The 26,046-nt window shown below is 72.3% G+C and carries 26 protein-coding genes; 16 read left to right on the top strand and 10 right to left on the bottom strand.

The window, feature by feature from the left end; all coding sequences use genetic code 11:
- Positions 1–45 precede the first annotated feature (45 nt).
- From ACIA5D_RS06335 to ACIA5D_RS06320, 4 genes are read left to right on the top strand one after another with little or no spacing between them, the layout of a single operon-like run.
- On the top strand, positions 46–783 hold the full coding sequence (locus tag ACIA5D_RS06335; protein WP_396028797.1) for an enoyl-CoA hydratase family protein: 738 nt from the start codon (positions 46–48) through the stop codon (positions 781–783).
- 1 nt (position 784) lies between these two features.
- A complete protein-coding gene (locus tag ACIA5D_RS06330) occupies positions 785–1,630 on the top strand; it encodes a CoA transferase subunit A (protein ID WP_396028796.1) in 846 nt (281 codons plus the stop codon).
- A complete protein-coding gene (locus ACIA5D_RS06325) occupies positions 1,627–2,316 on the top strand; it encodes a CoA-transferase subunit beta (RefSeq protein ID WP_396028795.1) in 690 nt (229 codons plus the stop codon). The genes ACIA5D_RS06330 and ACIA5D_RS06325 overlap by 4 nt, the downstream gene beginning before the upstream one ends.
- Positions 2,317–2,369: 53 nt before the next feature.
- Positions 2,370–3,344 (top strand): NAD(P)H-dependent flavin oxidoreductase, encoded by a 975-nt coding sequence (locus tag ACIA5D_RS06320; protein WP_396029486.1) that lies wholly within the window; start codon positions 2,370–2,372, stop codon positions 3,342–3,344.
- Here ACIA5D_RS06320 and ACIA5D_RS06315 read toward each other — a convergent pair.
- Complete coding sequence (locus tag ACIA5D_RS06315) at positions 3,328–4,461, bottom strand: acetyl-CoA C-acetyltransferase (protein WP_396028794.1); 1,134 nt, start codon at positions 4,459–4,461, stop codon at positions 3,328–3,330. The two genes, ACIA5D_RS06320 and ACIA5D_RS06315, sit on opposite strands and share 17 nt — an antisense overlap.
- 82 nt (positions 4,462–4,543) lie before the next feature.
- Between ACIA5D_RS06315 and ACIA5D_RS06310 the strand changes: the two genes are divergently transcribed.
- The 4 genes from ACIA5D_RS06310 to ACIA5D_RS06295 all read left to right on the top strand — a co-directional run bounded on the left by ACIA5D_RS06310 (position 4,544) and on the right by ACIA5D_RS06295 (position 8,983).
- Entirely contained in the window at positions 4,544–5,704 is a 1,161-nt protein-coding gene (locus tag ACIA5D_RS06310) for an acyl-CoA dehydrogenase family protein (protein WP_396028793.1), read from the top strand.
- Positions 5,705–5,714: 10 nt separating this feature from the next.
- Positions 5,715–6,719 carry an acyl-CoA dehydrogenase family protein gene (locus tag ACIA5D_RS06305; RefSeq protein WP_396028792.1) on the top strand — a complete coding sequence of 335 codons (1,005 nt, stop codon included), beginning with the start codon at positions 5,715–5,717 and terminating at the stop codon, positions 6,717–6,719.
- Positions 6,716–7,594 carry a TIGR03619 family F420-dependent LLM class oxidoreductase gene (locus tag ACIA5D_RS06300; protein WP_396028791.1) on the top strand — a complete coding sequence of 293 codons (879 nt, stop codon included), beginning with the start codon at positions 6,716–6,718 and terminating at the stop codon, positions 7,592–7,594. Before ACIA5D_RS06305 ends, ACIA5D_RS06300 begins: the two co-directional genes overlap by 4 nt.
- Positions 7,595–7,696: 102 nt before the next feature.
- Positions 7,697–8,983, top strand: a complete 1,287-nt coding sequence (locus ACIA5D_RS06295) for a hypothetical protein (protein ID WP_396028790.1) — start codon at positions 7,697–7,699, stop codon at positions 8,981–8,983.
- Here the strand turns inward: ACIA5D_RS06295 and ACIA5D_RS06290 are convergent.
- Positions 8,980–10,092: a flavin-containing monooxygenase gene (locus ACIA5D_RS06290; protein ID WP_396028789.1), complete on the bottom strand. Its 1,113-nt coding sequence runs from the start codon at positions 10,090–10,092 to the stop codon at positions 8,980–8,982. The two genes, ACIA5D_RS06295 and ACIA5D_RS06290, sit on opposite strands and share 4 nt — an antisense overlap.
- Positions 10,093–10,155: 63 nt before the next feature.
- Here ACIA5D_RS06290 and ACIA5D_RS06285 point away from each other — a divergent pair, with 63 nt between their 5' ends.
- Positions 10,156–11,010 carry a M15 family metallopeptidase gene (locus tag ACIA5D_RS06285; protein ID WP_396028788.1) on the top strand — a complete coding sequence of 285 codons (855 nt, stop codon included), beginning with the start codon at positions 10,156–10,158 and terminating at the stop codon, positions 11,008–11,010.
- A 10-nt stretch (positions 11,011–11,020) separates the two neighbouring features.
- Here ACIA5D_RS06285 and ACIA5D_RS06280 read toward each other — a convergent pair whose 3' ends face one another.
- Together ACIA5D_RS06280 and ACIA5D_RS06275 are read right to left on the bottom strand one after the other, a co-directional pair.
- Positions 11,021–12,256 carry an alpha-hydroxy-acid oxidizing protein gene (locus ACIA5D_RS06280; RefSeq protein ID WP_396028787.1) on the bottom strand — a complete coding sequence of 412 codons (1,236 nt, stop codon included), beginning with the start codon at positions 12,254–12,256 and terminating at the stop codon, positions 11,021–11,023.
- Between the two features lie 75 nt (positions 12,257–12,331).
- Positions 12,332–12,958: an LUD domain-containing protein gene (locus tag ACIA5D_RS06275; protein ID WP_396028786.1), complete on the bottom strand. Its 627-nt coding sequence runs from the start codon at positions 12,956–12,958 to the stop codon at positions 12,332–12,334.
- Positions 12,959–13,043: 85 nt separating this feature from the next.
- On the opposite strand from ACIA5D_RS06275, the gene ACIA5D_RS06270 reads away from it, so the two are divergent.
- The gene (locus tag ACIA5D_RS06270) at positions 13,044–13,658 is read left to right on the top strand and encodes a TetR/AcrR family transcriptional regulator (protein WP_396028785.1); all 615 of its coding nucleotides are present in this window, start codon (positions 13,044–13,046) and stop codon (positions 13,656–13,658) included.
- Between the two features lie 15 nt (positions 13,659–13,673).
- Here ACIA5D_RS06270 and ACIA5D_RS06265 read toward each other — a convergent pair whose 3' ends face one another.
- A complete protein-coding gene (locus ACIA5D_RS06265; RefSeq protein ID WP_396028784.1) occupies positions 13,674–14,216 on the bottom strand; it encodes a GNAT family N-acetyltransferase in 543 nt (180 codons plus the stop codon).
- 51 nt (positions 14,217–14,267) lie between these two features.
- Complete coding sequence (locus tag ACIA5D_RS06260) at positions 14,268–15,293, bottom strand: alcohol dehydrogenase catalytic domain-containing protein (RefSeq protein ID WP_396028783.1); 1,026 nt, start codon at positions 15,291–15,293, stop codon at positions 14,268–14,270.
- Between the two features lie 88 nt (positions 15,294–15,381).
- On the opposite strand from ACIA5D_RS06260, the gene ACIA5D_RS06255 reads away from it, so the two are divergent.
- The 3 genes from ACIA5D_RS06255 to ACIA5D_RS06245 are packed head-to-tail and all read left to right on the top strand — an operon-like array spanning position 15,382 to position 18,466.
- The gene (locus tag ACIA5D_RS06255; protein ID WP_396028782.1) at positions 15,382–16,539 is read left to right on the top strand and encodes a hypothetical protein; all 1,158 of its coding nucleotides are present in this window, start codon (positions 15,382–15,384) and stop codon (positions 16,537–16,539) included.
- A 3-nt stretch (positions 16,540–16,542) separates the two neighbouring features.
- The gene (locus ACIA5D_RS06250; RefSeq protein WP_396028781.1) at positions 16,543–17,319 is read left to right on the top strand and encodes an SDR family oxidoreductase; all 777 of its coding nucleotides are present in this window, start codon (positions 16,543–16,545) and stop codon (positions 17,317–17,319) included.
- Between the two features lie 13 nt (positions 17,320–17,332).
- Positions 17,333–18,466 (top strand): sulfotransferase family protein, encoded by a 1,134-nt coding sequence (locus ACIA5D_RS06245; protein ID WP_396028780.1) that lies wholly within the window; start codon positions 17,333–17,335, stop codon positions 18,464–18,466.
- Positions 18,467–18,472: 6 nt separating this feature from the next.
- Here the strand turns inward: ACIA5D_RS06245 and ACIA5D_RS06240 are convergent, their stop codons facing one another.
- Entirely contained in the window at positions 18,473–19,096 is a 624-nt protein-coding gene (locus ACIA5D_RS06240) for a TetR/AcrR family transcriptional regulator (RefSeq protein WP_396028779.1), read from the bottom strand.
- A gap of 63 nt (positions 19,097–19,159) precedes the next feature.
- Between ACIA5D_RS06240 and ACIA5D_RS06235 the strand changes: the two genes are divergently transcribed.
- Positions 19,160–20,104, top strand: a complete 945-nt coding sequence (locus ACIA5D_RS06235; RefSeq protein ID WP_396028778.1) for a patatin family protein — start codon at positions 19,160–19,162, stop codon at positions 20,102–20,104.
- 278 nt (positions 20,105–20,382) lie between these two features.
- Here the strand turns inward: ACIA5D_RS06235 and ACIA5D_RS06230 are convergent, their stop codons facing one another.
- Positions 20,383–21,033 (bottom strand): DUF5317 family protein, encoded by a 651-nt coding sequence (locus ACIA5D_RS06230; protein WP_396028777.1) that lies wholly within the window; start codon positions 21,031–21,033, stop codon positions 20,383–20,385.
- Positions 21,034–21,294: 261 nt separating this feature from the next.
- On the opposite strand from ACIA5D_RS06230, the gene ACIA5D_RS06225 reads away from it, so the two are divergent.
- Positions 21,295–22,488: an MFS transporter gene (locus tag ACIA5D_RS06225; RefSeq protein WP_396028776.1), complete on the top strand. Its 1,194-nt coding sequence runs from the start codon at positions 21,295–21,297 to the stop codon at positions 22,486–22,488.
- Between the two features lie 3 nt (positions 22,489–22,491).
- On the opposite strand, the gene ACIA5D_RS06220 is transcribed toward ACIA5D_RS06225, so the two are convergent.
- Both ACIA5D_RS06220 and ACIA5D_RS06215 read right to left on the bottom strand, forming a co-directional pair.
- A complete protein-coding gene (locus ACIA5D_RS06220; RefSeq protein WP_396028775.1) occupies positions 22,492–23,586 on the bottom strand; it encodes an NAD(P)H-dependent flavin oxidoreductase in 1,095 nt (364 codons plus the stop codon).
- Positions 23,576–25,204, bottom strand: coding sequence for an acyl-CoA synthetase (locus ACIA5D_RS06215; RefSeq protein ID WP_396028774.1), 1,629 nt, complete (start codon positions 25,202–25,204; stop codon positions 23,576–23,578). Before ACIA5D_RS06215 ends, ACIA5D_RS06220 begins: the two co-directional genes overlap by 11 nt.
- Before the next feature lie 61 nt (positions 25,205–25,265).
- Here ACIA5D_RS06215 and ACIA5D_RS06210 point away from each other — a divergent pair, with 61 nt between their 5' ends.
- Positions 25,266–26,045, top strand: a complete 780-nt coding sequence (locus ACIA5D_RS06210) for a crotonase/enoyl-CoA hydratase family protein (protein WP_396028773.1) — start codon at positions 25,266–25,268, stop codon at positions 26,043–26,045.
- Position 26,046 lies beyond the last annotated feature (1 nt).

The raw sequence follows: 26,046 nt of genomic DNA, 5'->3' as shown, positions 1-26,046 counted from the left end.
AGCCGATGCTAGCCGACCAAGCAAGCGCTAGGTTAGCCTGAGCGCGTGGGCGTACACCTGGACCGCGGCGCCGTCGCCGAGGTGGTGATCGACTTTCCGCCGGTCAACGCGGTGCCGGCGGCCGGTTGGCTGTCCATCGCCGATCTGGTCACCGCGGCCGGCGCCGACCCCGGCACCCGCGTGGTCGTGCTCTCCGCCGAGGGCCGCGGCTTCTGCGCCGGCGTCGACATCAAAGAGATGCAGCGCTCCCCCGGCCACGAGGCGCTGCTGGCCGCCAACCGGGGCTGCGCCGCCGCGTTCGCGGCCGTCTACGACTGCCCGGTCCCGGTGATCGCCGCGGTGCACGGCTTCTGCCTGGGCGGCGGCATCGGCCTGGTGGGCAACGCCGATCTGATCGTGGCCACCGACGACGCGACGTTCGGGCTGCCCGAGGTCGACCGGGGCGCCCTCGGCGCGGCCACCCACCTGGCCCGCCTGGTGCCGCCCCAGTTGATGCGCACGATGGTCTACACCTGCCGCACGGTCACCGCCGCCGACCTCCATCGCTTCGGCACCGTCCTCGAGGTCGTCCCCCCGACCCGGCTGCGGTCCACCGCGCGGGCCGTGGCCGGCGAGATCGCGGCCAAGGACCCGATGGTGATCCGGCGGGCCAAGGAGGCGCTCAACGGCATCGACCCGATCGACGTGAAGAAGTCGTACCGGTTCGAGCAGGGCTTCACCTTCGAGCTCAACCTCAACGGCGCCGGCGACCGCGCCCGGCAGAAGTTCGTGGAGGGGACGTGACATGGACCGCGTCATGACGGTCGACGACGTGGTCGGCGAGCTGCACGACGGCATGACGATCGGCATCGGCGGCTGGGGCTCGCGCCGCAAACCGATGGCCCTGGTGCGGGCGATCTGCCGGGCCGGCCGGAAAGACCTGACCGTCGTCTCCTACGGCGGGCCCGATGTGGGGTTGCTCATCGCGGCCGGCTGCGTCCGCCGGGTGGTCACCGGTTTCGTGTCCCTCGACAGCATCCCGCTCGAGCCACATTTCGGCCGGGCCCGCCGGCAGGGCGAGATCGAGCTGACCGAGTACGACGAGGGCATGCTCTACTGGGGGCTGCTGGCGGCCGCGAACCGGTTGCCCTTCCTGCCGATCCGAGCCGGCCTCGGCTCCGACGTGATGCGCGTCAATCCTGGTCTGCTGACGGTGCGGTCGCCGTACGCGGATGGCAGTGAGCTTGTCGCCATGCCCGCACTCGAGCTGGACGCCGCGCTGGTCCATCTCAATCGCGCCGACCGGCGCGGCAACGGCCGCTACCTGGGCTCCGACCCGTACTTCGACGACCTGTTCTGCCTCGCCGCCCGGCGCCGATACCTCTCCTGCGAACGCATCGTCTCCGCCGCCGAGTTGCGCGATGCCGGGCCGCCGCAGGGTCTGCTGCTCAACCGCATGATGGTCGACGGCGTGGTGGAGACCCCGCGCGGCGCGCATTTCACCAGCTGCGTCCCCGACTACGACCGCGACGAGGCGTTCCAGCGGGAGTACGCGACGGCCGCCGCGAGCCCGGCCGATTGGGCCCGGTTCCGCGCCACCTACCTGGACGGCGACGAGGAGCACTACCAGAAGGCGGTGGCCGCGCGATGAGCCGGGCCGACGTCTGCGTGGTGGCGTGCGCCGAGGCATGGCGCGGCGACGGCGCGGTGCTGGCCTCCCCGACCGGCCTGATCCCGCGGCTGGGCGCCCGGCTGGCGCAGCTCACTTTCGCCCCCGATCTGTTGCTGACCGACGGCGAAGCCACCCTGCTGCACGACGACGAGGCGGAGGGCTGGCTGCCGTACCGCGCGGTGTTCGGCGTGGTGGCGGCCGGCACCCGGCACGTGATGATGGGCGCGAGCCAGCTCGACCGGTTCGGCAACCAGAACATCTCCTGCATCGGCGACTGGGCGCGGCCCGCCCGGCAGCTGCTGGGCGTGCGCGGCGCGCCCGGCAACACGGTCAACCACGCCACCAGCTACTGGGTGCCCCGGCACGCGCCGCGCGTGTTCGTTCCGCGGGTCGACATGGTCAGCGGCGTCGGCTTCGACCGCGGCGCCGTCGAGATCCGCGTGGTGGTGACCAACCTCGCGGTGCTCGATTTCGCCACGACCGATCGCTCGATGCGGCTGCGCTCGGTGCACCCCGGCGTGTCCGTCGCCGACGTGCTGGCGGCCACCGGATTCCCGCTCCAGGTCCCCGCCGACGTGCCGGCGACCCGGGCGCCCTCGGCCGCCGAGCTGGCCCTGCTCGGCCGGCTCGACCCCGACGGCCTGCGGGAGAAGGAGATCCGGTGAAGACCCGGCTCACCGAGCTGCTCGGCTGCCGGCACCCGATCGTGCAGACCGGCATGGGGTACGTCGCGGGGGCCGGGCTGGTCGCGGCGACGTCGGCGGCCGGTGGCTTCGGCATCGTGGCCTCCGCGACGATGAGCCTCCCCCAGCTCCGCGAGACGCTGCGCGAGATCCGGCGGCGCACCGGCGCGCCCTTCGGGGTCAACGTGCGGGCCGACCTGCCCGACGCCGCCGAGCGGATCGACCTCCTGGTCGCGGAGGGGGTCCGGCTGGCCTCGTTCGCCCTGGCCCCGAGCCGCGACCTGATCCGGCGCTGCGCGGACGGCGGCGTGCTCACCATGCCGTCGGTGGGCGCGCGCCGGCACGCCGAGAAGGTGGCCGGGTGGGGCGTGGACGCGGTGCTGGTGCAGGGCGGCGAGGGCGGCGGGCACACCGGCCCGGTGCCGACGACGCTGCTGCTGCCGCAGGTGGTCGACGCCGTCGGCATCCCGGTGGTGGCGGCCGGCGGGTTCTTCGACGGACGCGGCCTGGTGGCGGCGCTCGCGTACGGCGCGGCCGGCGTCGCCATGGGCACCCGCTTCCTGCTCACCTCGGACAGCCCGGTCGGTCCCGAGGTGAAGCGGCACTATCTGGCCGCCACGGTGACCGGCACGGTGGTCACGACGCGGGTCGACGGCGTGCCGCACCGGGTGCTGCGGACCCCGTTCGTCGACTCCCTGGAACGTTCCGACCGGATCGCCGCACTGGCCCGCTCGGCGCGCCACGCGGTCGCCTTTCACCGCGAGTCCGGGCTGTCCTGGCGTTCGTTGCTGCGGGCCGGTCGGGGCCTTTCGTGGGCGCAGAGGCTGATGGCGGCCAACACTCCGGCGCTGCTGCGCACGTCCATGGTGGAGGGCCGGCCCGAGTCCGGGGTGATGTCCTCCGGCCAGGTGGCCGGCCTCATCGACGACCTGCCGTCCTGCGCCGAGCTGATCGACCGCATCATGAAGGAGGCCGACGACCGCCTGGCCGCGCTCACAGCCTTTCGATGACGGTCACGTTGGCCTGGCCGCCGCCCTCGCACATGGTCAGCAGGCCGTAGCGGCCGCCGCAGCGCTCCAGCTCGTGCAACAGGCTGGTGAGCAGCCGCGCGCCGGTCGCGCCGAGCGGGTGGCCGAGCGCGATCGCGCCGCCGTTGACGTTGACCTTCTGGGGGTCGGCGCCGGTCTCGTGCAGCCAGGCGAGCACCACGCTCGCGAACGCTTCGTTGATCTCGAACCGGTCGATGTCGGCCGTCTTCAATCCGGCGCGTCGCAACGCGTGCGCCGTCGCCTCGATCGGCGCGGTCAGCATGAGCACGGGGTCGCCTCCGCGCGCGGACAGGTGCCGGATCACCGCCCGGGGGCGCAGCCCGTGCGCGCGGACAGCATGGCCGGAGGCGACGAGCAGGGCCGCCGCGCCGTCCGCGATCTGGCTGGACGTCGCCGCCGTGGTGACCCCGGCGGGGCGCAGGGCCGGCAACGCCGCCATCCGCTCGGCGCTGGTGTCGCGGCGCGGGCCCTCGTCGGTGCCGCAGCCGCCGACCGGCACCGTCTCGGCGCGGAACCGGCCCTCGTCGATCGCGTGGATCGCCCGGAGGTGGCTCGAAAGCGCCCACTGTTCGAGCTCGGCACGGGGCAGCCCCCACTTGGCGGCGATGTCGTCGGCGCTGCGGAACTGCGAGACCTCCTGGTCGCCGTAGCGTGCCGCCCAGCCCTTGCTCTTCAGATACGGCCCGTCCGGCGCCATCGCGCTGCCGATCGGCACCTGGCTCATGCTCTGCACACCGCCGGCCACCACCAGATCGGCCGTGCCGCTCATGACCGCCTGCGCGGCGAAATGCACGGCCTGCTGGCCCGAACCGCACTGCCGGTCGACGGTGACGCCGGGCACGTGCTCGGGCAGGCCGGCCGCGAGCCAGCTCGTACGCGCGATGTCGCCGGACTGCGGCCCGATCGTGTCGACGCAGCCCAGGATCACGTCGTCGACGGCGGCCGGGTCGACACCCGCGCGGTCGAGCAGCTCGGCGATGGCGTGGCCGGCCAGGTCGGCCGGGTGCACACCGGCGAGGCCGCCGCCACGCCGGCCGACCGGGGTGCGGACCGCGCCCGCCAGATACGCCGTCTCCACGGTTGACGCCCCTCCGCCGATGGACTCTACTAGAACTTGTTCTACTTCGAGTGGTTCCACCCTAGGGCATCGGGCGGGTCACATGCACGTGGGATACACACCCGAGCAGGAGCAGCTCCGCAAGGAGCTGCGGGCATACTTCGCCGGCTTGATGACGCCGTCGCTGCGCGAGGCGCTCACCGACGACGAGGGCGAGTACGGCGAAGGCTCGGCGTATCGCGAAGTGGTGCGGCAGCTCGGCCGGGACGGCTGGCTCGCGCTCGGCTGGCCGGTCGAGCACGGCGGCGGCGGGCGGTCCCGGATGGATCAGCTCATCTTCGCCGACGAGGCGGCCATGGCCGGCGTGCCGGTTCCCTTCCTGACCATCTACACGGTCGGGCCGACCATCGCCCGGCACGGCTCGGCTGCCCAGCGGGCCGAGCTGCTGCCCCGGATCGCGGCCGGCGAGGTGCATTTCTCCATCGGCTATTCGGAGCCCGAGGCGGGCACCGACCTCGCGGCGCTGCGCACCCGCGCGGTCCGCGACGGCGACGAGTACGTCATCAACGGCCAGAAGATGTGGACCAGCCTGATCCGGTACGCCGACTACGTCTGGCTGGCCTGCCGCACCGATCCCGACGCGCCCCGCCACAAGGGCCTGTCGATGCTCGTGGTGCCGACCGACGCGCCGGGCTTCTCGTGGACGCCGGTGCGCACCGTGGCCGGGCCGACCACCAGCGCGACATACTACAGCGACGTGCGGGTGCCGGTCTCGGCCCGGGTCGGCGCCGAGAACGAGGGCTGGCGCCTGATCACCGACCAGCTCAACCACGAGCGGGTGGCGCTCACCCCGGCCGCCCCGCTGCGCCGCGCACTCGACGAGGTCACCGCGTGGGCTGTTGCGTCCGGCCGCTTCGAGCACGAGTGGGTGCGGCTGCACCTCGCCCGGGTGCACGCCAAGGCCGAGGTGCTCAAGCTGCTCAACTGGCGGGTAGCGGCCGGCTCGGAGGGCGCGCCGGCGGCCGTGCGGGCGTCGGCGGGCAAGGTGTACGGCACCGAGCTCGCGGTCGAGGCGTACCGGCTGCTCATGGAGGTGCTCGGCCCGGCCGCCACGGTGCGGGCGGGCTCGCCGGGCGCGCTGTTGCAGGGCCGGATCGAGCGGATGCACCGCGCGTCGCTGATTCTCACCTTCGGCGGCGGCACCAACGAGGTTCAGCGCGACATCATCGCGGCCGGCGCGCTCGGCCTGCCGGTCAAGCGCTAAGGAGACTTCCATGGACTTCTCGTCGAGCGGCGAGGCGCGCGACCTGGCCGCGCTGACCCGGGATCTGGCGGCCTCCGGCCGTCCGCTGTGGCCGGCGCTGGCCGAGGCCGGCGTGCTGGCCGCGGCGCTGCCCAAGCGGGCCGGCGGCGAAGGGTACGGGTTGCTGGAGCAGTGCGCGATCCTGGTCGAACTGGGCCGCGCCGCCGCCACCGTGCCGTACCTTCCCTCGATCGTCGCGGCGGCGTCGGCGTTGTGCCGCTTCGGCACCGACGCGCAGGTGGCCGAGTGGGCCGCCCCGGCCGCCGGCGGTGCGCTCGTGCTCGCCGCCGCACCGGACGGCTCCGTCGACGCCCGGCCCGACGGCGCCGGCTGGCTTCTCGACGGCGAGGTCGCCGCCGTCCCGGCCGCCGATCGGGCCGCCCTGATCCTGGTTCCCGCCGGGCCCGATGTGTTCCTGGTGCGGCCCGGCGACCCGGGCGTCGAGGTCGAGCCGCAGCGCGTCGAGGGCGGCCCCGGCGCCGGCCTGCTCCGGCTGGACAGCGCGCCGGGCCATCCCCTCGAAGGGGCCGCCGCCTGGCTCGCCGCACACGCCGCCGTCGGCGCCTGCGCAGCCCAGCTCGGCGTCGTCGAGCGGGCACTGGAGATGACCGCCGAGTACGCCCGCACCCGCGTCCAGTTCGGCAAGCCGATCGGCTCGTTCCAAGCCGTGTCGCAGCGGCTCGCCGACGCGTACATCGACGTGGAGGCGCTGCGGCTGACGATGTGGCAGGCGGCCTGGCTGCTGTCGGAGGACCGGCCGGCCGGCGCCGAGGTGGCGACGGCCGGATTCTGGGCCGCCGAGGCCGGGCACCGGGTGCTGCACACCGCGGTCCACGTGCACGGCGGTGTCGGCATCGACGTCGACTACCCGCTGCACGGCTACTTCCTGGCCGCCAAGTACCACGAGTTCCTGCTGGGCGGCGCCACCGGCCAGCTGCTCACGCTCGCCTCGACCCTCCCGGGAGAACAAGGATGAGGTTCAGTCTCGGCATCGCGCTCAGCCCCCTCGACCAACTCATCGACCTGGCTCGTACCGCCGAGGAGTGCGGCTTCTCGTCGATCGCGTTGCCCGACTCGCTCTTCTACTCCGAAGAGGTCAGCGCCAAATACCCGTACACGTCGGATGGAAGCCGTTTCTGGACGGCCGAGACACCGTGGTCCGATCCCCTGGTGACCGCCGCGGCTCTCGGCGCCGCCACCACGACCATCCGGTTCTACACCCAGGTCCTCAAGCTCGGGCCGCGCAGTCCCGTGCTGCTGGCCCGCCAGGTCGGCTCGGTGGCCCACCTGACCGGCAACCGGTTCGGCCTCGGCGTCGGCCTCGGCTGGTCGCCGGAGGAGTCGCTGTGGTGCGGCGCCCCCTTCGCCGACCGGGGCGCCCGCGGCGACGAGGCGATCGAGGTGCTGCGGCTCATCCTCGGCGGCGGCATGGTCGAGTACCACGGCAAGCACTTCGAGTTCGGCCGTCTGCAGATGAGCCCCGCGCCCACCGAGCCGGTACCCATCTACATCGGCGGCCACGCCGGTGTGGCGCTGCGCCGCGCCGCCCGCGTCGGCGACGGCTGGTCCTCCGCCATGATGCGCTTCGACGACCTGCGCACGGTCATCGAGAAGCTCGCCGCGCTACGCGCCGAGTACGGCCGCGCCGACCAGCCCTTCGAGATCCAGGCGGTCTGCGTCGACCGCTTCGGGCTGGACGGCTTCCGCCAGCTGGCCGGCATCGGCGTGACCGACGCGATCGTCGTCCCCTGGCGTTTCTACGGCACGAAGTTCGACGGCGAGCTGGGGGCCAAGAAGGATGGCATCCGCCGCTTCGCCGACGAGGTGATCAGCCAGATCCCGCAGCAATGACGGCAGCGCGGCTCAAACTCCGCGTTCAACGCCTACGCGGAGCAGGACATGATGGTCACGCGCGACGCGCAGGCCGCGCGCAGGGCTTGTTACCGTTCGGGCATGACCAACGGAAAGCGCGCCGGTGGGCTCGCGTTCGCCGCGCTCACGGGGGCGCTGGCCGGCGCCGCGATCGCGAGTCGCCGGGGCGCCCGGGCGGCCACGCTCGGCGGCGTTGCCGGCGCAGCGGCGCTCGCCGCTACCGAAGCGGTGGCCCGGGCGCGGCAGCGGCCCGGCGAGATTCCCGCCTGGTGGTCGCGGGTCGTGATGAGCGGCGCGCTGGCAGCGCCGGCCGGCTGGCTCGGCGGCCGGCTCACCAAGGCCGGCCCCGTCACCGTGGGCCTGGCCGCCGGCTCGGCCGCCGGCGCGCTCGGGCTGCGCCCGCAGAAGGTGGCCCTCGGCCCCGTCGTCGGTGCGGCCGTGGGAGCGGCCTGGCGCCTGGCCGCCGGCCCCGAGGCGCCACCGGCCGCCGTCGCGGCGAGCGCCGTGGTCGGGTTCCGGGCCCTGTCCGCGGTGCTGTTCCGCGACCCGCAGGTGGGCCTGCTGGCCGAGGGGGTGGCGGCCGAGGAACTGCCCTTCGTCGTGCCGCTCGAGGCACGCACCGGTTACGTCGGCACCGAATACGTACGCGAGCTGGCCGAGGTGCTGGGCGGCACCTATCAGGCCGACGCCCCCGACGTCGGGATCGTCGCCTCGCTCGACGACCTGACCGGCCCGCAGTTCGACCCGGCCGGTGTCGATCCGCTGGTGCGCGAGTTCTACGAGCACACCACCCGCTTCCGGCTCGACATCGTCCCCGAGTGGCGGCTCTGGGTGCGCCCGGGCTACCTGCTCTACCGCACGCTGGTGGCCCGCCGGCTCGGCCAGGCCAACGTGCCGATGAACCAGCGCGAGACCCTGCGCGGCGTCCGCAGCCGCATCGACACCATCACCCCCGAAGGCACCGACCTGATCGGCGTACGCGGCTGGATCCGCTCGTTCGCCGACACCGACGAGCCCATCTACGTCGGCGTCTACACCACGTACCGGCATGACGGCCGGGGCTATGTGAGCGTCGGCTTCCCGGTGCCGCAGGGCAACTTCACGGCCACCCTGCTCCCCACGCCCCGCCCGGACGGCGGTCTTGTGCTCAGCAGCCGCAGCGAGCTCCCGCACCCCGGCCACTACCTGACCTATATCGATCCCGAGACCCGCGAGCTGACCACGCTGTCCGTGCACGGCTTCGCCGAGCAGCTGGACGTCTACGTCGACGGCAGCGGCGAGCTACGGGCCGAGCACGCGTTCTCGCTGTACGGCTTCCCGTTCCTGGTGCTGCACTACACGATCCACCGCAAGCCGGCCGACGCCTAGCCCGGGATGGCTCGGGCCACGCGGCGCGACTCCAGCGCCACCTGGCGAAGCATCCCGCCCAGAGTGACGTCGTAGCCCACGAAGAACAGGCCGGGCCGGGCGGGCGCACCCCCGTGGACCAGGGGCACGCCGGTCTCGTCGAACAGCGACGTGTCCTCGAACAGGTCGCGCAGGCCGGTGCCGTACCCGGTGGCCGCGATGACCACGTCCGGCTGCACGCTCGTGCCGTCCGCCAGCTCCACCGACGTCGCGGTGAAGCCCCGCACGGCCGCGACCGGGCGCACCCGCCCGGCCACGACGTCCCGGACGATGCCGACGTCCTGCACCGGCACGTAGCGGTGGGTGCGCAGGCGGGTCTTCAACCCTTCCGCCGGGCGGTCGATGCCGTAGCGCCTCAGATCCGGCATCTCCACCCGGGCCATGGCGGCGGCCATCGGGTTGAAGAGCCGTTCCGGGAGACGGCCCAGCAGCAGGCCGTTCATCTGGGCCGGCCAGCCCGCCGTCTCGCGGCGCACGATGTGCGGCGGGGTGCGGATCGCGAGGCGCACCGAGGCGGCGCCGCCCTCGGCCAGGTCGGTGGCGATCTCGGCGCCGCTGTTGCCCGGGCCGACCACGAGGACGTCCCGGCCGCGGAACGGCTCGGCGTTGCGGTACTCCGCCGAGTGGATCAGCGTGCCCGGCCACGACTGGAGGCCGGGCCACTGCGGCACCACCGGCGTGTGGAGATAGCCGGTCGCGACGACCAGGGTGCGCGCCGACCGCTCGGAGCCGTCGTCGAGCCGCAGCGACCAGCCGTCGGCGCCGGGCTTGACGCCCGCCACGGTCGTCCCGGTCCGTACGTCGATGCCGAAGCGCTCGGCGTACGCCTCCAGATAGCGCACCAGGTCGTCCCGTCTGACCCACCGGCCGTACTCCCGGGGGATGGGGAAGCCGGGTAGGCCCGACAGGCTGCGGATGGTGTGCAGGCGCAACCGGTCGTACCGGCCGCGCCAGCTGGTGGCCACTCCCGGGCCGCGCTCGAGGACGACGCAGTCCATGCCACGCGCCTTCAGCCGAGCCGCCACGGCGAGACCCGCAGCCCCGGCGCCGAGAACAGTCACATCTGCCATGGGGAGAAGTGTGCTCGACGGTCGATCCGCTCGGCGCGGAGGGTCCCCTGGCAGACTGGCTCCGTGCGACATCGAACGGCGGCACGGCTGCCGATCGCCCTACTGGCCTGCGTGGTCGTCGCGGCCTGTTCCGGCACGTCCACCGGTCCCGCGCCGGCCGGATCGAGCAGACCGGCGACGCCGCCGAGCTCTCCGGTCCCGCGCATCGGCGACGCCACCGCCGCCCCGGCCTGGCTCGGCACGCGGGTGCTGCCGGTCGGGTCCGACGGCTTCGCCGCCGCCCGGGCCACCCCGCCCGAGCTCCGCAACCGGTCGATCATCACGACCGACGACCTGCCGCCGCCCGCCGACGGCGGCTTCCACGCCACGATCCGGGCCGTGCCGGCCGGCGTGCTCGCCCGCTCCACCTGGAGCAGCGCCTGCCCGGTGAAGGCCACGGATCTGCGGTACATGACGGTCGGCTTCCGCGGCTTCGACGGCCGGGCGCACACCGGTGAGCTGCTGGTCAACGCGCGTGCGGCGGCCGGCCTGGTCAAGGTGTTCGGCACGTTGTTCGCCGAGGGGTACCCGATCGAGCGGATGCGGGTGACCACCGCCGCCGAGCTCAACGCGCCGCCGACCGGCGACGGCAACACCACAGCGGTGTTCGCCTGCCGGCCGGTACGGGGCCAGAAGGCCTGGTCGCAGCACGCCTACGGACTCGCCGTCGACGTCGACCCGTTCCAGAACCCGTACCACAAGGGCAAGGTCGTCCTGCCCGAGCTGGCCACCTCCTACCTCGACCGCGGCCACGCCCGCCCCGGCATGATCCTTCCGCGCGGGCCGGTCGTGAAGGCGTTCGCCGCCATCGGCTGGAAATGGGGCGGCGACTACCGCTCACTGAAGGACTTCATGCACTTCTCCGCCAACGGCGGCTGAGCCGTACGCGTCAGAGCCGGCGAGGCGCGAGCCGGGCCAGCTGGGTGACATGAGCCGGAGTGAGCTCCTCGAGGCTGTGGGCGCCCAGGAGCTTCATCGTGCGCACGATCTGCTCGGTGAGGATCTGGATGGCGCGGTCGACCCCCGGGCGTCCGCCGGCCATCAGGCCGTACAGGTAGGCACGGCCGATGAGGGTGAACCGGGCGCCGAGCGCGATGCAGGCGACGATGTCGGCGCCGTGCATGATCCCGGTGTCGACCGTGACCTCGACGTCGCCGCCGACCTCACGGACCACCGAGGGCAGCAGGTGGAACGGGATCGGGGCGCGGTCGAGCTGGCGGCCGCCGTGGTTGGACAGCACGATCCCGTCGACGCCGAGACCGGCGAGCTTCTTGGCGTCCTCGACGGTCTGCACGCCCTTGACGGCGAGCTTGCCGGACCACATCTCGCGGATGATGCGCAGGTCCTCGTAGCTGATGGTGGGGTCCATCGCCGCGTCGAGCAGCTCGCCGACGGTGCCGCCGGTGGACGACAGCGAGGCGAACTCGAGCTTGGGCGTGGTGAGGAAGTCGTACCACCACCAGGGGCGCGGGATGGCGTTGCCGATGGTGCGCAGGCTCAGCTGCGGCGGGATCGAGAAGCCGTTGCGCTTGTCGCGCAGCCGGGCGCCGGCCACGGGGGTGTCGACGGTGAAGAACAGGGTGTCGAAGCCGGCCTTGGCGGCGCGTTCCACCAACGCGTACGAGATCTCGCGCTGCCGCATCACGTACAGCTGGAACCAGTTGCGGCCGTTCGGGTTGGCCTCCCGGACCGTCTCGATGCTGGTGGTGCCGAGGGTGGACAGGCAGAACGGGATCCCGGCGGCGCCGGCCGCGCCCGCCCCGGCGGTCTCGCCCTCGGTCTGCATGAGCCGGGTGAACCCCGTCGGCGCGATGCCGAACGGCAGCGCCGAGGGCCCGCCGAAGACGGTGGTGGAGGTGTCGACGTTCGCCACGTCGCGCAGGACGCTCGGGTGGAACTCGACGTCCTGGAACGCCTGGCGGGCGCGGGCGAGCGACTGCTCACCCTCGGCGGCGCCGTCGGTGTAGTCGAACGCGGCCCGAGGGGTGCGGCGCTTGGCGATCGCACGCAGGTCTTCGATGGTCAGCGCCGACTCGAGACGGCGCGTGCGCCCGTTGAGCTGCGGTTTCTTGAACCGCATGAGCTCGAAGATCTCGGACGGCTTGGGGAGCTGGCGTTGGACCACCGGGTGCCTCCTCGGTGCGGCGGGGGGATGCCTGGCATCATCCTCCCGCTTCGCACGTCGCATTCACATCGGGCGTCAGAATCCGATGTTCTGGCGGATCAGCACGAGGTGGATGCGGCCGGGCATCTCCTGGCGGATCTCGAGCACCTTGCCGATGTAGCTGCGCTGCCCGTACGCGGCCTGCGCGCGGCCGTCCTCGAGCAGGAGGCTGTGCTGAGTGAGTCGCTCGTGCGCCACTTCGAGGTTCGGCACCAGCTTCTGCGCGCCGGCCACGAAGATCACATTCGGAGCAGACCACGCGTACGCGGCGAGCTGGCTGCCGGACGCCGAGGCGATCACCAGCGCGCCGTCCGCGGTGATCGCGTGGACGCTGCCAAGGGCGTACTCGGCGCCGCCGGCGATGTTCTTCATCTCCTGCATCTGGGTCTGGAAGTCCAGCGCCATCATGCGGTTGCGCAACGACTCGTACGGGCCGTCCGCTTCGTTGATCGCGTCCTGAACGCCGGTCTCCTGCAGCGTGACCGAGGTATTGGTCATGACCGCCGCGCCGCGCGGGATGCGGGCGAGCACGCTCTTGCGCGCCGCTTCGATGTCGTCGACCACCTCCACGCTGAAGCCGTGCTCCTCGAGCGCGGTCACGGTGGCCGCGAGCGCCTGCTCGTCGGGCAGCTGGGTGAAGCGTTCCTGGATGTTCGCCGTCATCAAGATCTCCCTCGGTTCGTTACCTGCGCGACCCAGCATAAGCGGACTTTACCCCGCTTAGCGTGGACGTGGTTAGGATCACTACATGACGGGGGTACCGCTGAGCTGGGGAAAACCGAAGCCCGAGCGGGCCGATGCCGCGCGCAACCGGCAACAATTGCTGGCCACGGCGCGCGAGATGCTGGCCGAGTCGGGCCCCGATCAGCTGACGATGGATGCCCTGGCCGAGCGTTCCGGCCTGGGCAAGGGCACGGTCTTCCGCCGCTTCGGCACGCGCGCCGGCATCTTCCAGGCGCTGCTCGACGACGGCGAGCGCGGCCTGCAGGAGCAGGTGCTGTCGGGCCCGCCCCCGCTGGGTCCGGGCGCGCCGCCGATCGAGCGATTGATCGCGTACGGGCGAGCGCGCATAGCCTGGCTGTTCGAGAACCAGGAGGTGGCCCGTTTCACGCTCGACGGCCGCCAGCCGCTCCCCGGCGCCGCGCAGCTGCCGGCGTCGCAGGTGCACATCCGGACGATGCTGCGCCAGCTCCCCCCGCGCGGCGTCAACGTCGACCTGCTCGCCGTCCAGCTGACCGCCGCCCTGGACGGCCCGCTGCTGCTCTACATCTCCAGGGGCCCCGTGACCGCCGCCACCGACGGGATCGAGCGCGAGCTGGGCGCCGCCTGGCAGTACCTGATCGAGCGAACCTGCCGCGACTAGATTGTCGAGGCTGGATCAGCCCTCGTCGCGCAGGCCGACGCAGTCGTGCTGCCAGAAGGTTTCCGAGTAGACGAACGTCCCGGTCATCCAGGGTTCGTAGGCGGACAGCTTCACGACCTGAAAAGCCGCGTCGGGGATTCGCAGGGACGGCTTGCGGAAGCCGGTGTCCCCCGCCGGGCGGAAGCCCGCGCGCGAGTAGTAGCGAGGATCTCCCTCGAGGAACACGAGGGGGACGCCCTGCTCGTCGAGCCGCTGCAGGCCGGCCCGGATGAGCGCCGTGCCGATGCCGCGACGCTGCCACGGCGGGGCGACCGCGAGCGGGCTCAGCGACTGGACCGCCACGAGCCGTCGAGGGGCGTCGAGCAGCGCCCGGCTGAACATGATGTGCCCGACGATCTGCCCCTCCTCCTCCGCCACGAGCGAGAGCGCGCCGGGATCATCACGTCGCAAGGCGTCCACGAGTTGGGCCACGGTGCCGCCGTGCTCACCGCCGAACGCCGTTCGGTGGAGGGAGCCGACGGCTTCGCCGTCACGCGGCTGTTCGTTACGAAGGGGCATAGCTGGCAAGCTATTGACCCGAACCATCGGCGCCAAGCGATTATCCGGCCGTCAGAAAAGGATGACCGCGCGGCCGGCCAGGGTGCCGGCGGCCAGTCTCTCGTAGGCCTCCTCGACCTTCTCGAACGGGAACTCCTCGACCTGGTTGCGGATCAGCCCGGCGGCGGCCAGGGCGATGACCTCCTGGGCGTCCGCGATCGACGAGCCCTGGAAGGTGTAGACCTCGCCGTCGCGGGGCAGCATGCCGAACCAGGGCCGGTCGAGGCGGCCGCCGGCCGAGCCGATCAGGCCGTAGGCGCCGCCGGGGCGGACCGCGGCGATGCCGGCCGCGATGGTCTCGCCGGTGCCGACGAAGTCGAGTACGGCGTCGGCGCCGAACCGCCGCAGCAACCGGGCGCTCTCGTCGTCCACGCCCGGCAGCACCTCGTGGGCGCCCACCGATTCGGCGTAGGCGAGCCGGGCCGGATCGGGGTCCACGGCCACGACCCGGGCGGCGGTCAGGACGCGCAGGAACTGCACGGCGAAGGCGCCGAGGCCGCCGGCGCCCAGCACGACCGCGGTGCCGCCGGGAACGATGCGGGGCAAGGCCCGCCGCACCGCGTGGTAGGCCGTGGCCCCGGCGTCGGTCAGGGGGCCGGCGTGGCGCGGGTCGAGGCCCTGCAGCGGCAGCACGCCGCGGGTTCCGGAGGCGAGGACGTACTCGGCGAGGCCGCCGTCGCGGCCGTAACCGCGGCCTGTCCGGCCGTGCGGGCAGCCGTTGTCGAGGCCCCGGAGGCAGAACCAGCACCTGCCGCAGGAGGCGGAGGCGGTCAGCGCGACCGGCGCACCCTCGGCGAGGCCGGTGACGCCGGGGCCGGTCGCGGCGATCCAGCCGGCGATCTCGTGGCCGAGGGTGAACGGCATCTGCCAGCCGAGCCGCTCGCCGGCCGCCTGCGGCATCTGGCGCATGGTGAGGTCGGAGCGGCACAGGCCGCAGCCGGCCACGCGCACCAGCGCCTCGCCGGGGCCGGGCGACGGCACGGGCGTCTCCGCGTGCGAAGGGGCGTTGCCCCAGCCGGTCATCCGGAAGGCCCGCATCGCTCTAGAGTGGAACACGTTCTATCGCCGGTCAAGCTGTGGCCGGGGCGAAGTTGATTTCAAGTTAGAACGCGTTCTAGCATGAGACGTGCTTACTCAGCCGTTCGCCGACGCCATCGCGGAAGCCGAGCGCGTCGTCGCCGAGGCGCCCCACATCCGCGGCGAGCAGGATCTGGTCGAGGGCCACGACTATCTGGCCGGCGGCATCCGGGCATCGATCCAGATGGCCTGGGCCTACGAGCGTGACTATCCCTACTTCGTGCGCTCCACCGGGCCGTACACGAAAATGGGTCTCGACAACCCCGACACGCTCTACTTCCACGCCTGGCTGCGCGACGACGCCGAGTACGTGGTGACCGGCCGTCGCGGGAGCACGGCCGACCTGAGCTTCCAGATCCTCGACGGCTCCTACTCGCCGGTGAACGTGCCGGGCAGCCTCGCCGCATTCGACGACCGGGAAATCGACATCGGCGCGGACGGCAGCTTCGAGATCCGGTTCGGGCCGGGGCTGTCCGGCCGCAACGCGTTCGCGCTCGCGCCCGGCTCGGCCATGCTCGTGGTGCGTGAAGTGTTCAGCGACTGGGCCACCGAGCGCCCGGGCATGCTGCGCATCCACCGCGCCGACCGGGCCGGCACGGCTCCGCCGCCGCTCACCCGGGAGCTCATCGCCAAGAGGTACGCGGTGGCCGGCAAGATGCTCGTCGGCCGGATCCGCACGTTCCTGGCGTTCGCCGAGCGCTTCTACCTGAACCTGCCCGTGAACACGCTGACACCGCCGCGGCTCACGCCGGGCGGGCTGGCCACCCAGTATTCGTCGGCGGGCCACTACGAGCTCGCCGACGACCAGGCCATGGTGGTCACCGTGCCGGTCTCGGACGCGCCTTATCAGGGGTTGCAGCTGGGCAGCATGTGGTACGTCTCCCTCGATTACATCAACCACCAGACCAGCCTCACCGTGCCGCAAGCACACGTCGATCCCGACGGCATGATTCGGTACGTCATCAGCGAACGCGACCCGGGCGTGGCCAACTGGATCGAGCGCACCGGCCACGACCGCGGCTACGTGCAGCTGCGCTGGCAACGGCTGTCCCGGGCACTGACCGGCGCCGACGGCCCGCGGGCGGAGGTGGTCGCCGTGGACGACCTGCCCAAGCAACTGCCGTACCACGAGCCGATCGACGAGGCGGCCTGGCGGGAACGCATCGCCGCGCGGCAGGCCGCCACCGCGACCCGGATGCTGGGCTGAGCCATGCTGCTGGCCGAGAAGGTCGTGCTGGTGGCCGGGGTCGGGCCCGGGCTGGGTCAGGCGGTCGCGGTGCGCGCGGCCCAGATGGGCGCCGACGTGGTGCTCGCCGCCCGCACCGAGTCGTATCTGACCGAGATAGCGGGAAAGGTGACCGCGGCGGGAAGGCGGGCGCTCGTGGTGCCCACCGACCTCACCGACGACGACGCGAGCGCGGCGCTGGTGCGCGCCGCGCTCGACGAGTTCGGCCGGGTCGACGCGCTGGTGAACAACGCCTTCGTGATGCCGCCCATGCGCAGCCTCGGCAAGGTCGACCTCGACGACCTGCGGTCCAGCTTCGACGTCAACGTGCTGGCGGCGCTGCGGCTGACCCGGCTGCTGACGCCCGCGCTCATCGAGTCGGCCGGCTCGGTGGTGATGGTGAACTCGGCCGTGCTGCGGCATTCCCGGAGGCCGTTCGGCCCGTACAAGCTGGCCAAGGCGGGGCTGCTCGCGGTCGCGCAGAACCTGGCCGGCGAGCTCGGGCCCAAGGGCGTACGCGTCAACTCGGTGGCGCCCGGCTGGATCTGGGCGGACAGCCTGCGCATGTGGTTCGACTACCAGGCCGCGCAGCGCGAGGTGCCGGCCCAGCAGATCTACGACGAGGTCGCGGCGACCACCGACCTGCGCCGCCTGCCCGAGCCCGACGAGGTGGCCGACGCCGTGCTGTTCCTCGTCTCGCCGATGGCGCGCGGCATCACCGGGCAGTGCCTCGACGTCAACTGCGGCGAGTTCCATCACTGAGCCGGGGGCGGCCATGCAGAGCGCACGCACGGATGTCGGCACGGTGGAGGACCTCCACGCCTCCGCGACCCGGCTCACCGGGCTCGACGACTTCGGCGACGACGACTATCGCGCGGGGATGGGTGCGCTGCTTCACGCGTACACGAAAGAGGCGGCCCTGACCCCGGCGGGCAGCAAGACAACCCGGGGGCTGTTGCGCGCGGCCCTTGTTGCGAGGCTCCTCAGCGAGGCGGCGTGGAAGCAGCACCCCGAGCACGCCGACGTGGCGGTGCCTCGCCCGATCTTCGTGACCGGGCTGCCGCGCACCGGAACCACCGCGCTGCACCGCTTGCTCACCGCCGACCTCGCGCATCAGGGCATCGAGCTGTGGCTGACCGAGGTGCCGCAACCCCGGCCGCCGCGCGAAACCTGGGCCGGGAACCCGATTTTCGCGGCGCTGCAGGCCGGATACGAGCAGCACCACGAGACCGACCCGGAGTTCATGGGGATGCACTTCACCGGGGCCGGCGAGGTGGAGGAGTGCTGGCGGCTGCTGCGCCAGTCGATGACGTCGGTGTCCTTCGAGTGCCTGGCGAACATTCCGAGTTACTCGCGCTGGCTGAGCGAGCAGGACTGGACCGCGGCGTATCGGCGGCACCGGCGCAATCTGCAGCTCATCGGCATGCCCGATCGGGATCGGCGCTGGGTGCTGAAGAATCCGAGCCATCTGTTCGCGCTGGACGCGCTGCTCGCCGCCTATCCCGACGCGGTGGTGATTCAGACGCATCGCGCGCCGCGGGTGGCGATCGCGTCGGTGTGCAGCCTCAACGCGCGGGCCTCGGAGGGGTGGTCATCGCTGTTCCGCGGCTCGGTGCTCGGCCGCGCGCAGTTGGAGTTGTGGTCACGGGGGTTGCGGCAGTTCGCCGGCGACCGCGCCCGGCACGACCCGGCCCACTTCATCGACGTCGACTACGACGACTTCGTGGCCGATCCTCTTCGCACGGTCGAATCCATCTACGACCGGCTGGGGACGCCGCTGACAGCCTCCGCACGGGCGGCGATGACCGCCCTGCAATCGGAAGGGCGGCGGCCGGCCCACCGTTACACGCTCGGCGACTTCGGGCTGACGCCGGCCGACGTGGACGCGGCGTTCGCCGACATCCGGTAGACCGGATCAGGCGCCCTCGGCGGGCGCCACGGCATCCGGCGCCGGCCTGAGACCGTTGATCAGCGCGTTGAGGCCGAGACGCCAGCGACGGTCGACCGACGCCTTCGACGCTCCGAGCCGGCGGGCGCTCTCGGCCGCGGCGAGGCCCTCGGCGAAGGCGAAGAGGAGATGGGCGATGTCGGTGACGTCGCCGGCGAGAAGCCCCGCATCGACCGCGACCCGGACGTGGTGGACGAAGATCTTGCGCACCTTGGCCCCGGCCCGGTCGTCCTGCGCCGTAGGGTCGAAGTCGGCGAACGGGCGGGAGAACATGATCTGAGCCAGCACCGGGTTCGCCACGACGAACTGGCGGAAGGCCTCGGCCAGGCGGCGGAGGGCCTCGAGCGGGTCGTCGACCGGCGGCACCGCCGCGAGCTCGTCGCCGAGGGTCCGGAACCCGTGGAAGAACACCTCGCGGATGAGGCCGGCCTTGTCGCCGAAGACCTCGTAGATGGCCGGTACCGACGCCTCCGCGCGGCGGGCGACCGTGCGCGTGGTGAGCCCGGCGACGCCCTCCTCGGCGAGGACGGCGAGAGCGCTGGCGACGCCTCGCTCGTGGAGCGCTTCGGTTCGTTGTTTCGGCCGCGGCACGGCACGACCGTATCACGGATCACTGTTACGGAACCACGATACGTAACGCTGTATAAAGGAACCATGACAGACGCCGTCCTGCAGTTGCTGCGCGATCGCCGGCAACACGGAAGTACTCCCGGGCATCGCCGCGACGACGCGCGCCTGGTGCTCCTGATCGAAGGCGGAAGCTCCCGGGGCGCCTACTCGAGCGGCATGACGATCGCCATCGAGCGACTCGGGCTGCTGCCGTTGTTCGACGCCGTCTACGGCAGCTCGGCGGGCGCGCTGAACGGCGCGTGGCTGCTGTGCGGCCAGGCCGAGAGCACCATCCACGCGTGGTGGGATCCGATCATCATGCGGGGAACCATCGACCCGCGGCGGGCCTTGCGCCGGCGGCCGGTCGTGGACACCCGTTTCCTGGTCCACACCGTGTACACCGAGATCCTGCCGATGCGGTTCCCCGAGCTTCTGGGCAACCCCGTGGAGTTCCACCCGATCGCCACCGACGCCCTCACCGGCCAGGCCGTCGACCTGCACGCCCAGGTCCGCGACCAGGCCGGCCTGCAGGCAGCATTGCGCGCGTCGACGGCGATGCCCTTCCTCGCCGGCGCCCCGGTCGAGATCGACGGCCGGCGGTACGTCGACGCCGGGGTGAGCGAGACGGTCTGCGTCCCGACGGCGGTGGCGCAGAAGGCCACCCACATCGTCGCGCTGCGCACCCGGCGTGCGGATGAGGTGGTCCTTCCGCCGTCTCGTGTCGAGCGTCTCGTCATGTCACGATGGTTCGCCCGGCAGGCGCCCGGAGCCCTCGAGCCGTGGCTGAACCGCGTGGCCCTGCGGGCGGCGGAGGAGGAACTGCTGGCCTCGCACCCGGCAACCCTGCAGATCCGTCCGCCGAACGGCAGCGCGCGGATCGGCCGCACCGAGCGCCGCCCGGCCCTGCTGCGCGCGGCAGTCGAGGCGGGCCGGGTGGCGGCATCGGACGGGCTGGCCGGGTGCGTCGATGAGCCGCTGATGGCGGACTGATCACGCTTCGTGGTCAGTGCGCCTTCGCCTCGCGGGTCACGACTCCCCTGCCGACCAGCCGGCAGGTGTGCCGTCAGCCGCCGTGGGTGTACGGCGCGCCGACGGTGTACAGGAGCAAGGCCAGCGTGGCCAGGGTGAGGAGCGCCAAGGCCATGCGGCGCCGAGAGAGTGTCATGGGTTTCAGCCTCCGTGCTCGTGTGGTGCGCCGATGGTGTACAGCAACAGGGCCAGCGTGGCCAGGGTGAAGAGCACCGGGGCAATGCAGCGCCAGGAGAGGGTCATGGGTTCAGCCGCCCTGCTCGTACGGTGCCCCGACGGTGTACAGCAACAGGGCCAGCGTGGCCAGGGTGAAGAGCGCCAGCGTGATGCGGCGCCAGGACAGGGTCGCGGTCATGGCTTCTCCGTTCGGAACGGCGCATCGCGATCACGACGAACGCGCAGGCGCCGCCGCCGATCAGGATGTCGCCGGGACTGATGAGGGCGTGCAGCGGAACGAGCGGGATCGTGTCGCCGAGGATGGCGGCCCGGGTCCGCTCGTTTGCGGGCACGTTCTTGGGTGTGCCGGCGCCGGCGGCTGCTCGTGCGTCGTAGGGCATGCGGCCGTTGAGCGCGATGGCCACGCCGTTGAGTGACGCGCCGAGAACGATCAGCACGCCGGCGATCCGGGCGGCCACCGGCCAGCGCGGCAGGTTGACCGCAAGCCAGATCAGCACGACGCCGAAGACGACGGCGAGCATCGCGGCGCGGTGCAGGCCCGGCACGTAGTACTGGGCGAATTGGGCGGCTGCCGCCAGCCAGACGAGCCACAGCGCTCTTACCGGAATGGTGCGCAGGCCGCTGATCCGGCCGCCGGAAAGGTATCCGAGTGCCACGCCCGCAAGCGGTGGCGCGGCGATGACAATGGCGAATCGCAATGACATGGCGACCATTCCCGCGCGGAACGATGGCAGGCTTGATCGGCCCGGCCACGCCGACGAACGGCGTGGCCGGGCCACGGAAAGTGGGACTAGCGGGTCGGACCCGCCCAGGTGCGAGACGGGCCGGCCCATGTGCGCTTGATCATTTGATCCCCCTGTGACAAAGCGTTCCGAATTTCGATGGGCCGACCATAGCGCGGCATGGCCGCACTGGGAATAATGCCATTGCCGGAAACAACTACTTTGCAGGAAACTGCAATCACGGGGGCTTTCATGAATGCGGCATTCCATCGTTACTGGACCGCCCGGCTCGTCTCGTACGCCGGCGACCAGATCGCCCGCACCGCCCTGCTCGTCGCCGTCTTCGACCGGTACGGCGGCGCCGCCGTCGGCCTGTTCCTGCTCGCCGCCACGGTGCCGCGACTGTTCGGCCCGGCGCTCGGCGCGCTCGCGGACCGGTTCGACCAGCGGCGCATCATCGTGGTCTGCGACGTGGCGCAGGCGGCGCTCTACACGGCGATCGCGCTGCTGAGCCCGTCGCTGCCGGTGCTGCTCGCGCTGGTCGCGGCCGCGTCGGTCGCCGCGACGACGTTCACGCCGGCCGGCCGCAGCCTGCTGCCCGAGCTGGTCGGGCCGGAGCGGCTCGGCGCGGCGAACGCGCGCCTGGCCGTCGGGGTCAACATCGGGTTCGCGGCCGGCCCGGCGCTCGGCGGCGTGCTGCTGGCGACGGTGGGTCTGACGCCGACGCTGCTGGCCGATGTGGCGACGTTCGGAATCTCGGCGGTGCTCGTGGCGGGGTTGCGGCCGCTGGCCCAGCGCGGCGCCGCGTCGGTCGAGCCGCTGCGTGCGGTGCTGCGCGACGGGCTCGCCGTGGTCCGCAGCAACCTGGTCGTCCGGGCGGTGGCGTGCGGCTTCCTGGTGCTGGTCACCTTCGCGGCCCTCGACAACGTGGCCGTGGTGCCGCTCGTGCGCGACAGCCTCGGCGCCGGGCCGATCGCGGTCGGCCTGCTCACCTCCGCGTACGGCGTCGGTATGGTCGCCGGTCCGCTGCTGATCGCCCGCCGCGCCGACCGGATCCGGATGGATCTGGTTCTGTACGCCTCCGTGCTGGTGATCGGCGCGGGAACCGTGCTGACGGGCCTGAGCTATGCCGTCGCGTTCGCGGTGGCGGGGCAGGCGCTGGCGGGCGCGGGCGCCGGGTGGCACAACGTCGCCGCCGACACGCTGGTGCAGCGCCACGTGCCGGCCAACCGCCTCGGCACGGTCTTCGGAACGATCTACCTTTTCCCGTACGCCGCCGAGGTTCTCGCCTACCTCGCCGGCGCCGCGCTGCTCGGGGTGGTCGGTGGCCGCTGGCTGTTCGTCATCTCCGGCCTCGGGGCCACGGCGGCATTGGCGCTGATCGTGCCGCTGCTGTCCCGCGCGGTGTCGCCGCGGCGAAGAAGCCCCGTCGCGGTGGGCACTTAGCGTTCAGACCAGCTTTCCGAGGCGCGCGAGAGTCTCGTCGGCCTCGGCGACGAGGTCGGCCAGCACGTCGGCGACGGGCCGGACCGAGTTCATCCGCCCCACGATCTGCCCGACCGGCATCGGCACCACCGTCGGGTCGCCCGATTCCATGAGCCGGGTGTGCGCCTCCGCCACCAGCAGGTTCTGCAGCGGCATCGGCAACGGCGACGGGGCCTCCGTCTCGTTCCAGGCGTCGGTCCATCGGTTGCGCAACAGCCGGGCCGGCTTGCCGGAGTAGATCCGGCTGCGAACCGTGTCCGACGACCGCGCCGTCAGCAGCGCCTCGCGCAGCGCGGGCGAGCTCTGGTACTCCGAGGTGCCGAGCCAGACCGAGCCCATCCACACGCCGCGCGCGCCCAGAGCCAGGGCGGCCGCGATCTGCCGCCCGCTGCCGATCCCGCCCGCGGCGAGCACCGGGACCGACTCCCCCACCGCGTCGACCACCTCCGGCACGAGCACCATGCTGGCGATCTCGCCGGTGTGCCCGCCCGCCTCGTACCCCTGCGCCACCACGATGTCGACGCCGCTCGCGATGTGGCTGCGGGCGTGGTCGGCCCGGCCGGCCAGCGCGGCCACCACCAGGCCGTGCGAGTGCGCCTGGTCGATCACGTCGGGCGGGGGCGGGCCGAGCGCGTTGGCGATGAGCCGCGGCCGGTGGGTCAGCGCCACCTCGACGTGCGAGCGGGCCACCGAGTGCAGCCAGCCCAGCACGCCGGCCCGCCGCGACTCGTCCACACCGAGCGGGGGCACGCCGAGCCGCAGCAGCGTCCGCTCGACGAAGTCGCGGTGCCCGGCCGGGATCAGCTTGTCGAGGTCGGTGGCCACCCCCTCGGTCGGCGAGTGGCTGGGCATCACGACGTCCACGCCGTACGGAAGGCCCTGGGTCTCGTCGTCGAGCCAGCTGAGCGCCGCGTCGAGCTCGGCAGGATCGTTGTAACGCACGCAGCCCAGCACGCCCAGGCCGCCGGCCCGGGTGATCGCCGCGACCACGTGCTCGGAGGGGCTGAAGCCGACGATCGGATGCTCGATGCCGAGCCGCTCGCACAGTTCAGTCCGCATGGCTGACCTCCTCGGCTTGCCCTGACTGAGAAGCCGGGTGCTCGGTGGCGTGCTCGTGTGCCCAACGGTAGTCGGCCTTGCCGCTGATCGTGCGGTGGATCTCGTCGACCAGCCAGACAGCCCGGGGCACCTTGTAGCCGGCGATCTGCTCGCGCAGGTGCTCCTCGACCGTGGCCAGATCGAGCTTCGCGCCGGGGCGGGGCTGCACGAGCGCCGCCACGCGCTGCCCGAGGCGATCGTCGGGCACGCCGATGACCAGGGCGTCGAAGACGTCGGGGTGGGTCTTCAGGGCGCCCTCGACCTCCTCGGGGAAGACCTTCTCGCCGCCGGTGTTCACGCAGGTGCTGCCCCGGCCGAGCAGGGTGATCGTGCCGTCGTCCTCGAGCCGGGCCAGGTCGCCGGGGAACGCGTACCGCACCCCGTCGACCTCGGCCAGCAGGGCGGCTGTCTTGATCGGGTCCTTGTAGTAGCCGAGCGGGAGGTAGCCGCTCTTGGCCAACCGGCCGACGCCGCCGGGCGGCACGGGGCGGCCGTCGTCGCCGAGCACCACGGTGGTGGGCCCGGGCATGACCCGCGGGTCCTCGATCGCGCCGCCGGGAACGTCGGCGACCACGCCCAGCCCGGTGAAGCCGGTCTCGGACGCGCCGATCGCGTCGGTGACCAGAATGTTGGGCAGCAGTTCCAGATACTGCCGCTTGACCACTGGGGAGAACAGGGCGCCGCTGGAGGAGACGGCGCCCACCGAGGAACCGTCGTAGGAGCCTTTCGCGTACGCCTCGATGATGGGCCGGGCCATGGCATCGCCGATCAGCACCACCACGTTGACCCGGTGACGATCGATGGTGCGCCAGACCTCGTCGGCGTCGAAATGCGGCAGCATCACCACGGTGTCGCCGGCGAACAGCGCCATGAGCGCGGCCCATTGCGCGTTGCCGTGGATGAGCGGGGCCAGGCAGAGGCGCACCAACGGATCCGCGCCGACACCGCGCTGGGACTGCTGCCACTCGTCCTCGAGCGGGATGCCGGTCATGAAGTCGACGCCACCGCCCAGCGCGCGCCACACGTCCTCGTGCCGCCAGATCACGCCCTTCGGATAGCCGGTGGTGCCGCCGGTGTAGAGCAGGTAGATGTCGTCGGCCGAGCGCTCGCCGAAGTCGCGGCCGGGGTCGCCGGCCGCCAGCGCGTCCTCGAGATGAACCCCGCCGATCTCCTCGTCCGAGCCGTCCGGCAGGGCGACGACGGTGTGCGGACCGGGCGCGGCGGCGAGCACCGCGGCGACCCTGGGCGCGAAGCGGCGGTCGTGGACCACGGCCGCCAGCTCGGCGTCCGCGAAGAGGAATTGCAACTCGTTCTCGACGTAGCGGTAGTTGACGTTGACGACCGCGGCCCGCAGCTTGTAGACGGCGATCATCGCCACCACGGCCTCGATCGAGTTGCCGGCGTACAGGCCGACATGGTCGCCCGGGCGCACTCCACGATCTTGCAGGAAGTGGGCCAGACGGTTGGCGCGCTCCTCGAGCTCGGCGTAGCTGACCGCCTGCTCGCCGAAGCACACGGCGGTCCGAGGCCCGAAAGCGTCGACCGCGTGCTCGAACAGGTCCGCAATATTTGCCGCCATCCACAGAAAGTAGAACCTGTTATTGTTCGTGACAAGCCCCAGGCCGGTCGGAGGAGGCCCCGTGGAACCGCATGCCCTCGTCGAGCAACGTGGACCGATCCTGATCGTCACCATGAACCGGCCGCAGGTGCGCAACGCGCTCTCCGCCGAGATGATGGCGATCATGCGCGAGGCCTGGGACCGGGTCGACGAGGATCCGGAGATCCGGGTCTGCGTGCTCACCGGGGCCGGCGGCGCGTTCTGCGCGGGCGCCGACCTCAAGGCGATGACCCAGTCGCATCCCGGCGACAATTTCAACGGCTCCGACCTGTCGCGGATCGACGCCTTGCTCAAGGGACGCCGGCTCAGCAAGCCCTTGGTGGCCGCGGTCGAGGGCCCGGCGGTCGCCGGCGGCACCGAGATTCTTCAAGCCACCGACGTACGGGTGGCAGGCGAGAGCGCCCGGTTCGCGGTTTCCGAGGCGCGCTGGGGTTTGTTCCCGCTCGGCGGTTCGGCGGTGCGGCTGGTGCGGCAGATCCCGTACACGATCGCGGCCGAGATGCTGCTCACCGGCCGCCAGTTGAGCGCCGGGGAGGCCCGTCAGGTCGGCCTCATCGGCCACGTCGTGCCGGACGGCCAGGCCCTCGAGAAGGCGCTCGAGCTGGCCGGGGCGATCGCCGCGAACGGTCCGGTGGCGGTGCAGGCCATCCTTCGTACGATCAGAGAGACCGAAGGCATGGCCGAGAACGACGCGTTCGCCGTGGAGTCGCGGATCGGCATGGCGGTGTTCCGCAGCGCCGACGCGAAGGAGGGTCCGCGGGCGTTCATCGAGAAGCGCACCCCGCAGTTCCAGGGGCGCTGAC

Origin of the sequence: Actinoplanes sp. NPDC051513 (genome assembly GCF_044454685.1) — a bacterium.
GTDB lineage: Bacteria > Actinomycetota > Actinomycetes > Mycobacteriales > Micromonosporaceae > Actinoplanes.
This window is presented reverse-complemented; position numbering and strand designations above follow the sequence as displayed.

Excerpts from the sequence above, each read along its gene's own strand:
- ACIA5D_RS06265 (WP_396028784.1), bottom strand. The coding sequence starts at position 14,216 with ATGCCCCTTCGTAACGAACAGCCGCGTGACGGCGAAGCCGTCGGCTCC.
- ACIA5D_RS06325 (WP_396028795.1), top strand. The coding sequence starts at position 1,627 with ATGAGCCGGGCCGACGTCTGCGTGGTGGCGTGCGCCGAGGCATGGCGC.
- ACIA5D_RS06225 (WP_396028776.1), top strand. The coding sequence starts at position 21,295 with ATGAATGCGGCATTCCATCGTTACTGGACCGCCCGGCTCGTCTCGTAC.
- ACIA5D_RS06300 (WP_396028791.1), top strand. The coding sequence starts at position 6,716 with ATGAGGTTCAGTCTCGGCATCGCGCTCAGCCCCCTCGACCAACTCATC.
- ACIA5D_RS06295 (WP_396028790.1), top strand. The coding sequence starts at position 7,697 with ATGACCAACGGAAAGCGCGCCGGTGGGCTCGCGTTCGCCGCGCTCACG.
- ACIA5D_RS06220 (WP_396028775.1), bottom strand. The coding sequence starts at position 23,586 with ATGCGGACTGAACTGTGCGAGCGGCTCGGCATCGAGCATCCGATCGTC.
- ACIA5D_RS06250 (WP_396028781.1), top strand. The coding sequence starts at position 16,543 with ATGCTGCTGGCCGAGAAGGTCGTGCTGGTGGCCGGGGTCGGGCCCGGG.
- ACIA5D_RS06215 (WP_396028774.1), bottom strand. The coding sequence starts at position 25,204 with ATGGCGGCAAATATTGCGGACCTGTTCGAGCACGCGGTCGACGCTTTC.
- ACIA5D_RS06275 (WP_396028786.1), bottom strand. The coding sequence starts at position 12,958 with ATGACGGCGAACATCCAGGAACGCTTCACCCAGCTGCCCGACGAGCAG.
- ACIA5D_RS06260 (WP_396028783.1), bottom strand. The coding sequence starts at position 15,293 with ATGCGGGCCTTCCGGATGACCGGCTGGGGCAACGCCCCTTCGCACGCG.
- ACIA5D_RS06230 (WP_396028777.1), bottom strand. The coding sequence starts at position 21,033 with ATGGTCGCCATGTCATTGCGATTCGCCATTGTCATCGCCGCGCCACCG.
- ACIA5D_RS06330 (WP_396028796.1), top strand. The coding sequence starts at position 785 with ATGGACCGCGTCATGACGGTCGACGACGTGGTCGGCGAGCTGCACGAC.
- ACIA5D_RS06320 (WP_396029486.1), top strand. The coding sequence starts at position 2,370 with ATGGGGTACGTCGCGGGGGCCGGGCTGGTCGCGGCGACGTCGGCGGCC.
- ACIA5D_RS06290 (WP_396028789.1), bottom strand. The coding sequence starts at position 10,092 with ATGGCAGATGTGACTGTTCTCGGCGCCGGGGCTGCGGGTCTCGCCGTG.
- ACIA5D_RS06235 (WP_396028778.1), top strand. The coding sequence starts at position 19,160 with ATGACAGACGCCGTCCTGCAGTTGCTGCGCGATCGCCGGCAACACGGA.
- ACIA5D_RS06270 (WP_396028785.1), top strand. The coding sequence starts at position 13,044 with ATGACGGGGGTACCGCTGAGCTGGGGAAAACCGAAGCCCGAGCGGGCC.
- ACIA5D_RS06245 (WP_396028780.1), top strand. The coding sequence starts at position 17,333 with ATGCAGAGCGCACGCACGGATGTCGGCACGGTGGAGGACCTCCACGCC.
- ACIA5D_RS06305 (WP_396028792.1), top strand. The coding sequence starts at position 5,715 with ATGGACTTCTCGTCGAGCGGCGAGGCGCGCGACCTGGCCGCGCTGACC.
- ACIA5D_RS06310 (WP_396028793.1), top strand. The coding sequence starts at position 4,544 with ATGCACGTGGGATACACACCCGAGCAGGAGCAGCTCCGCAAGGAGCTG.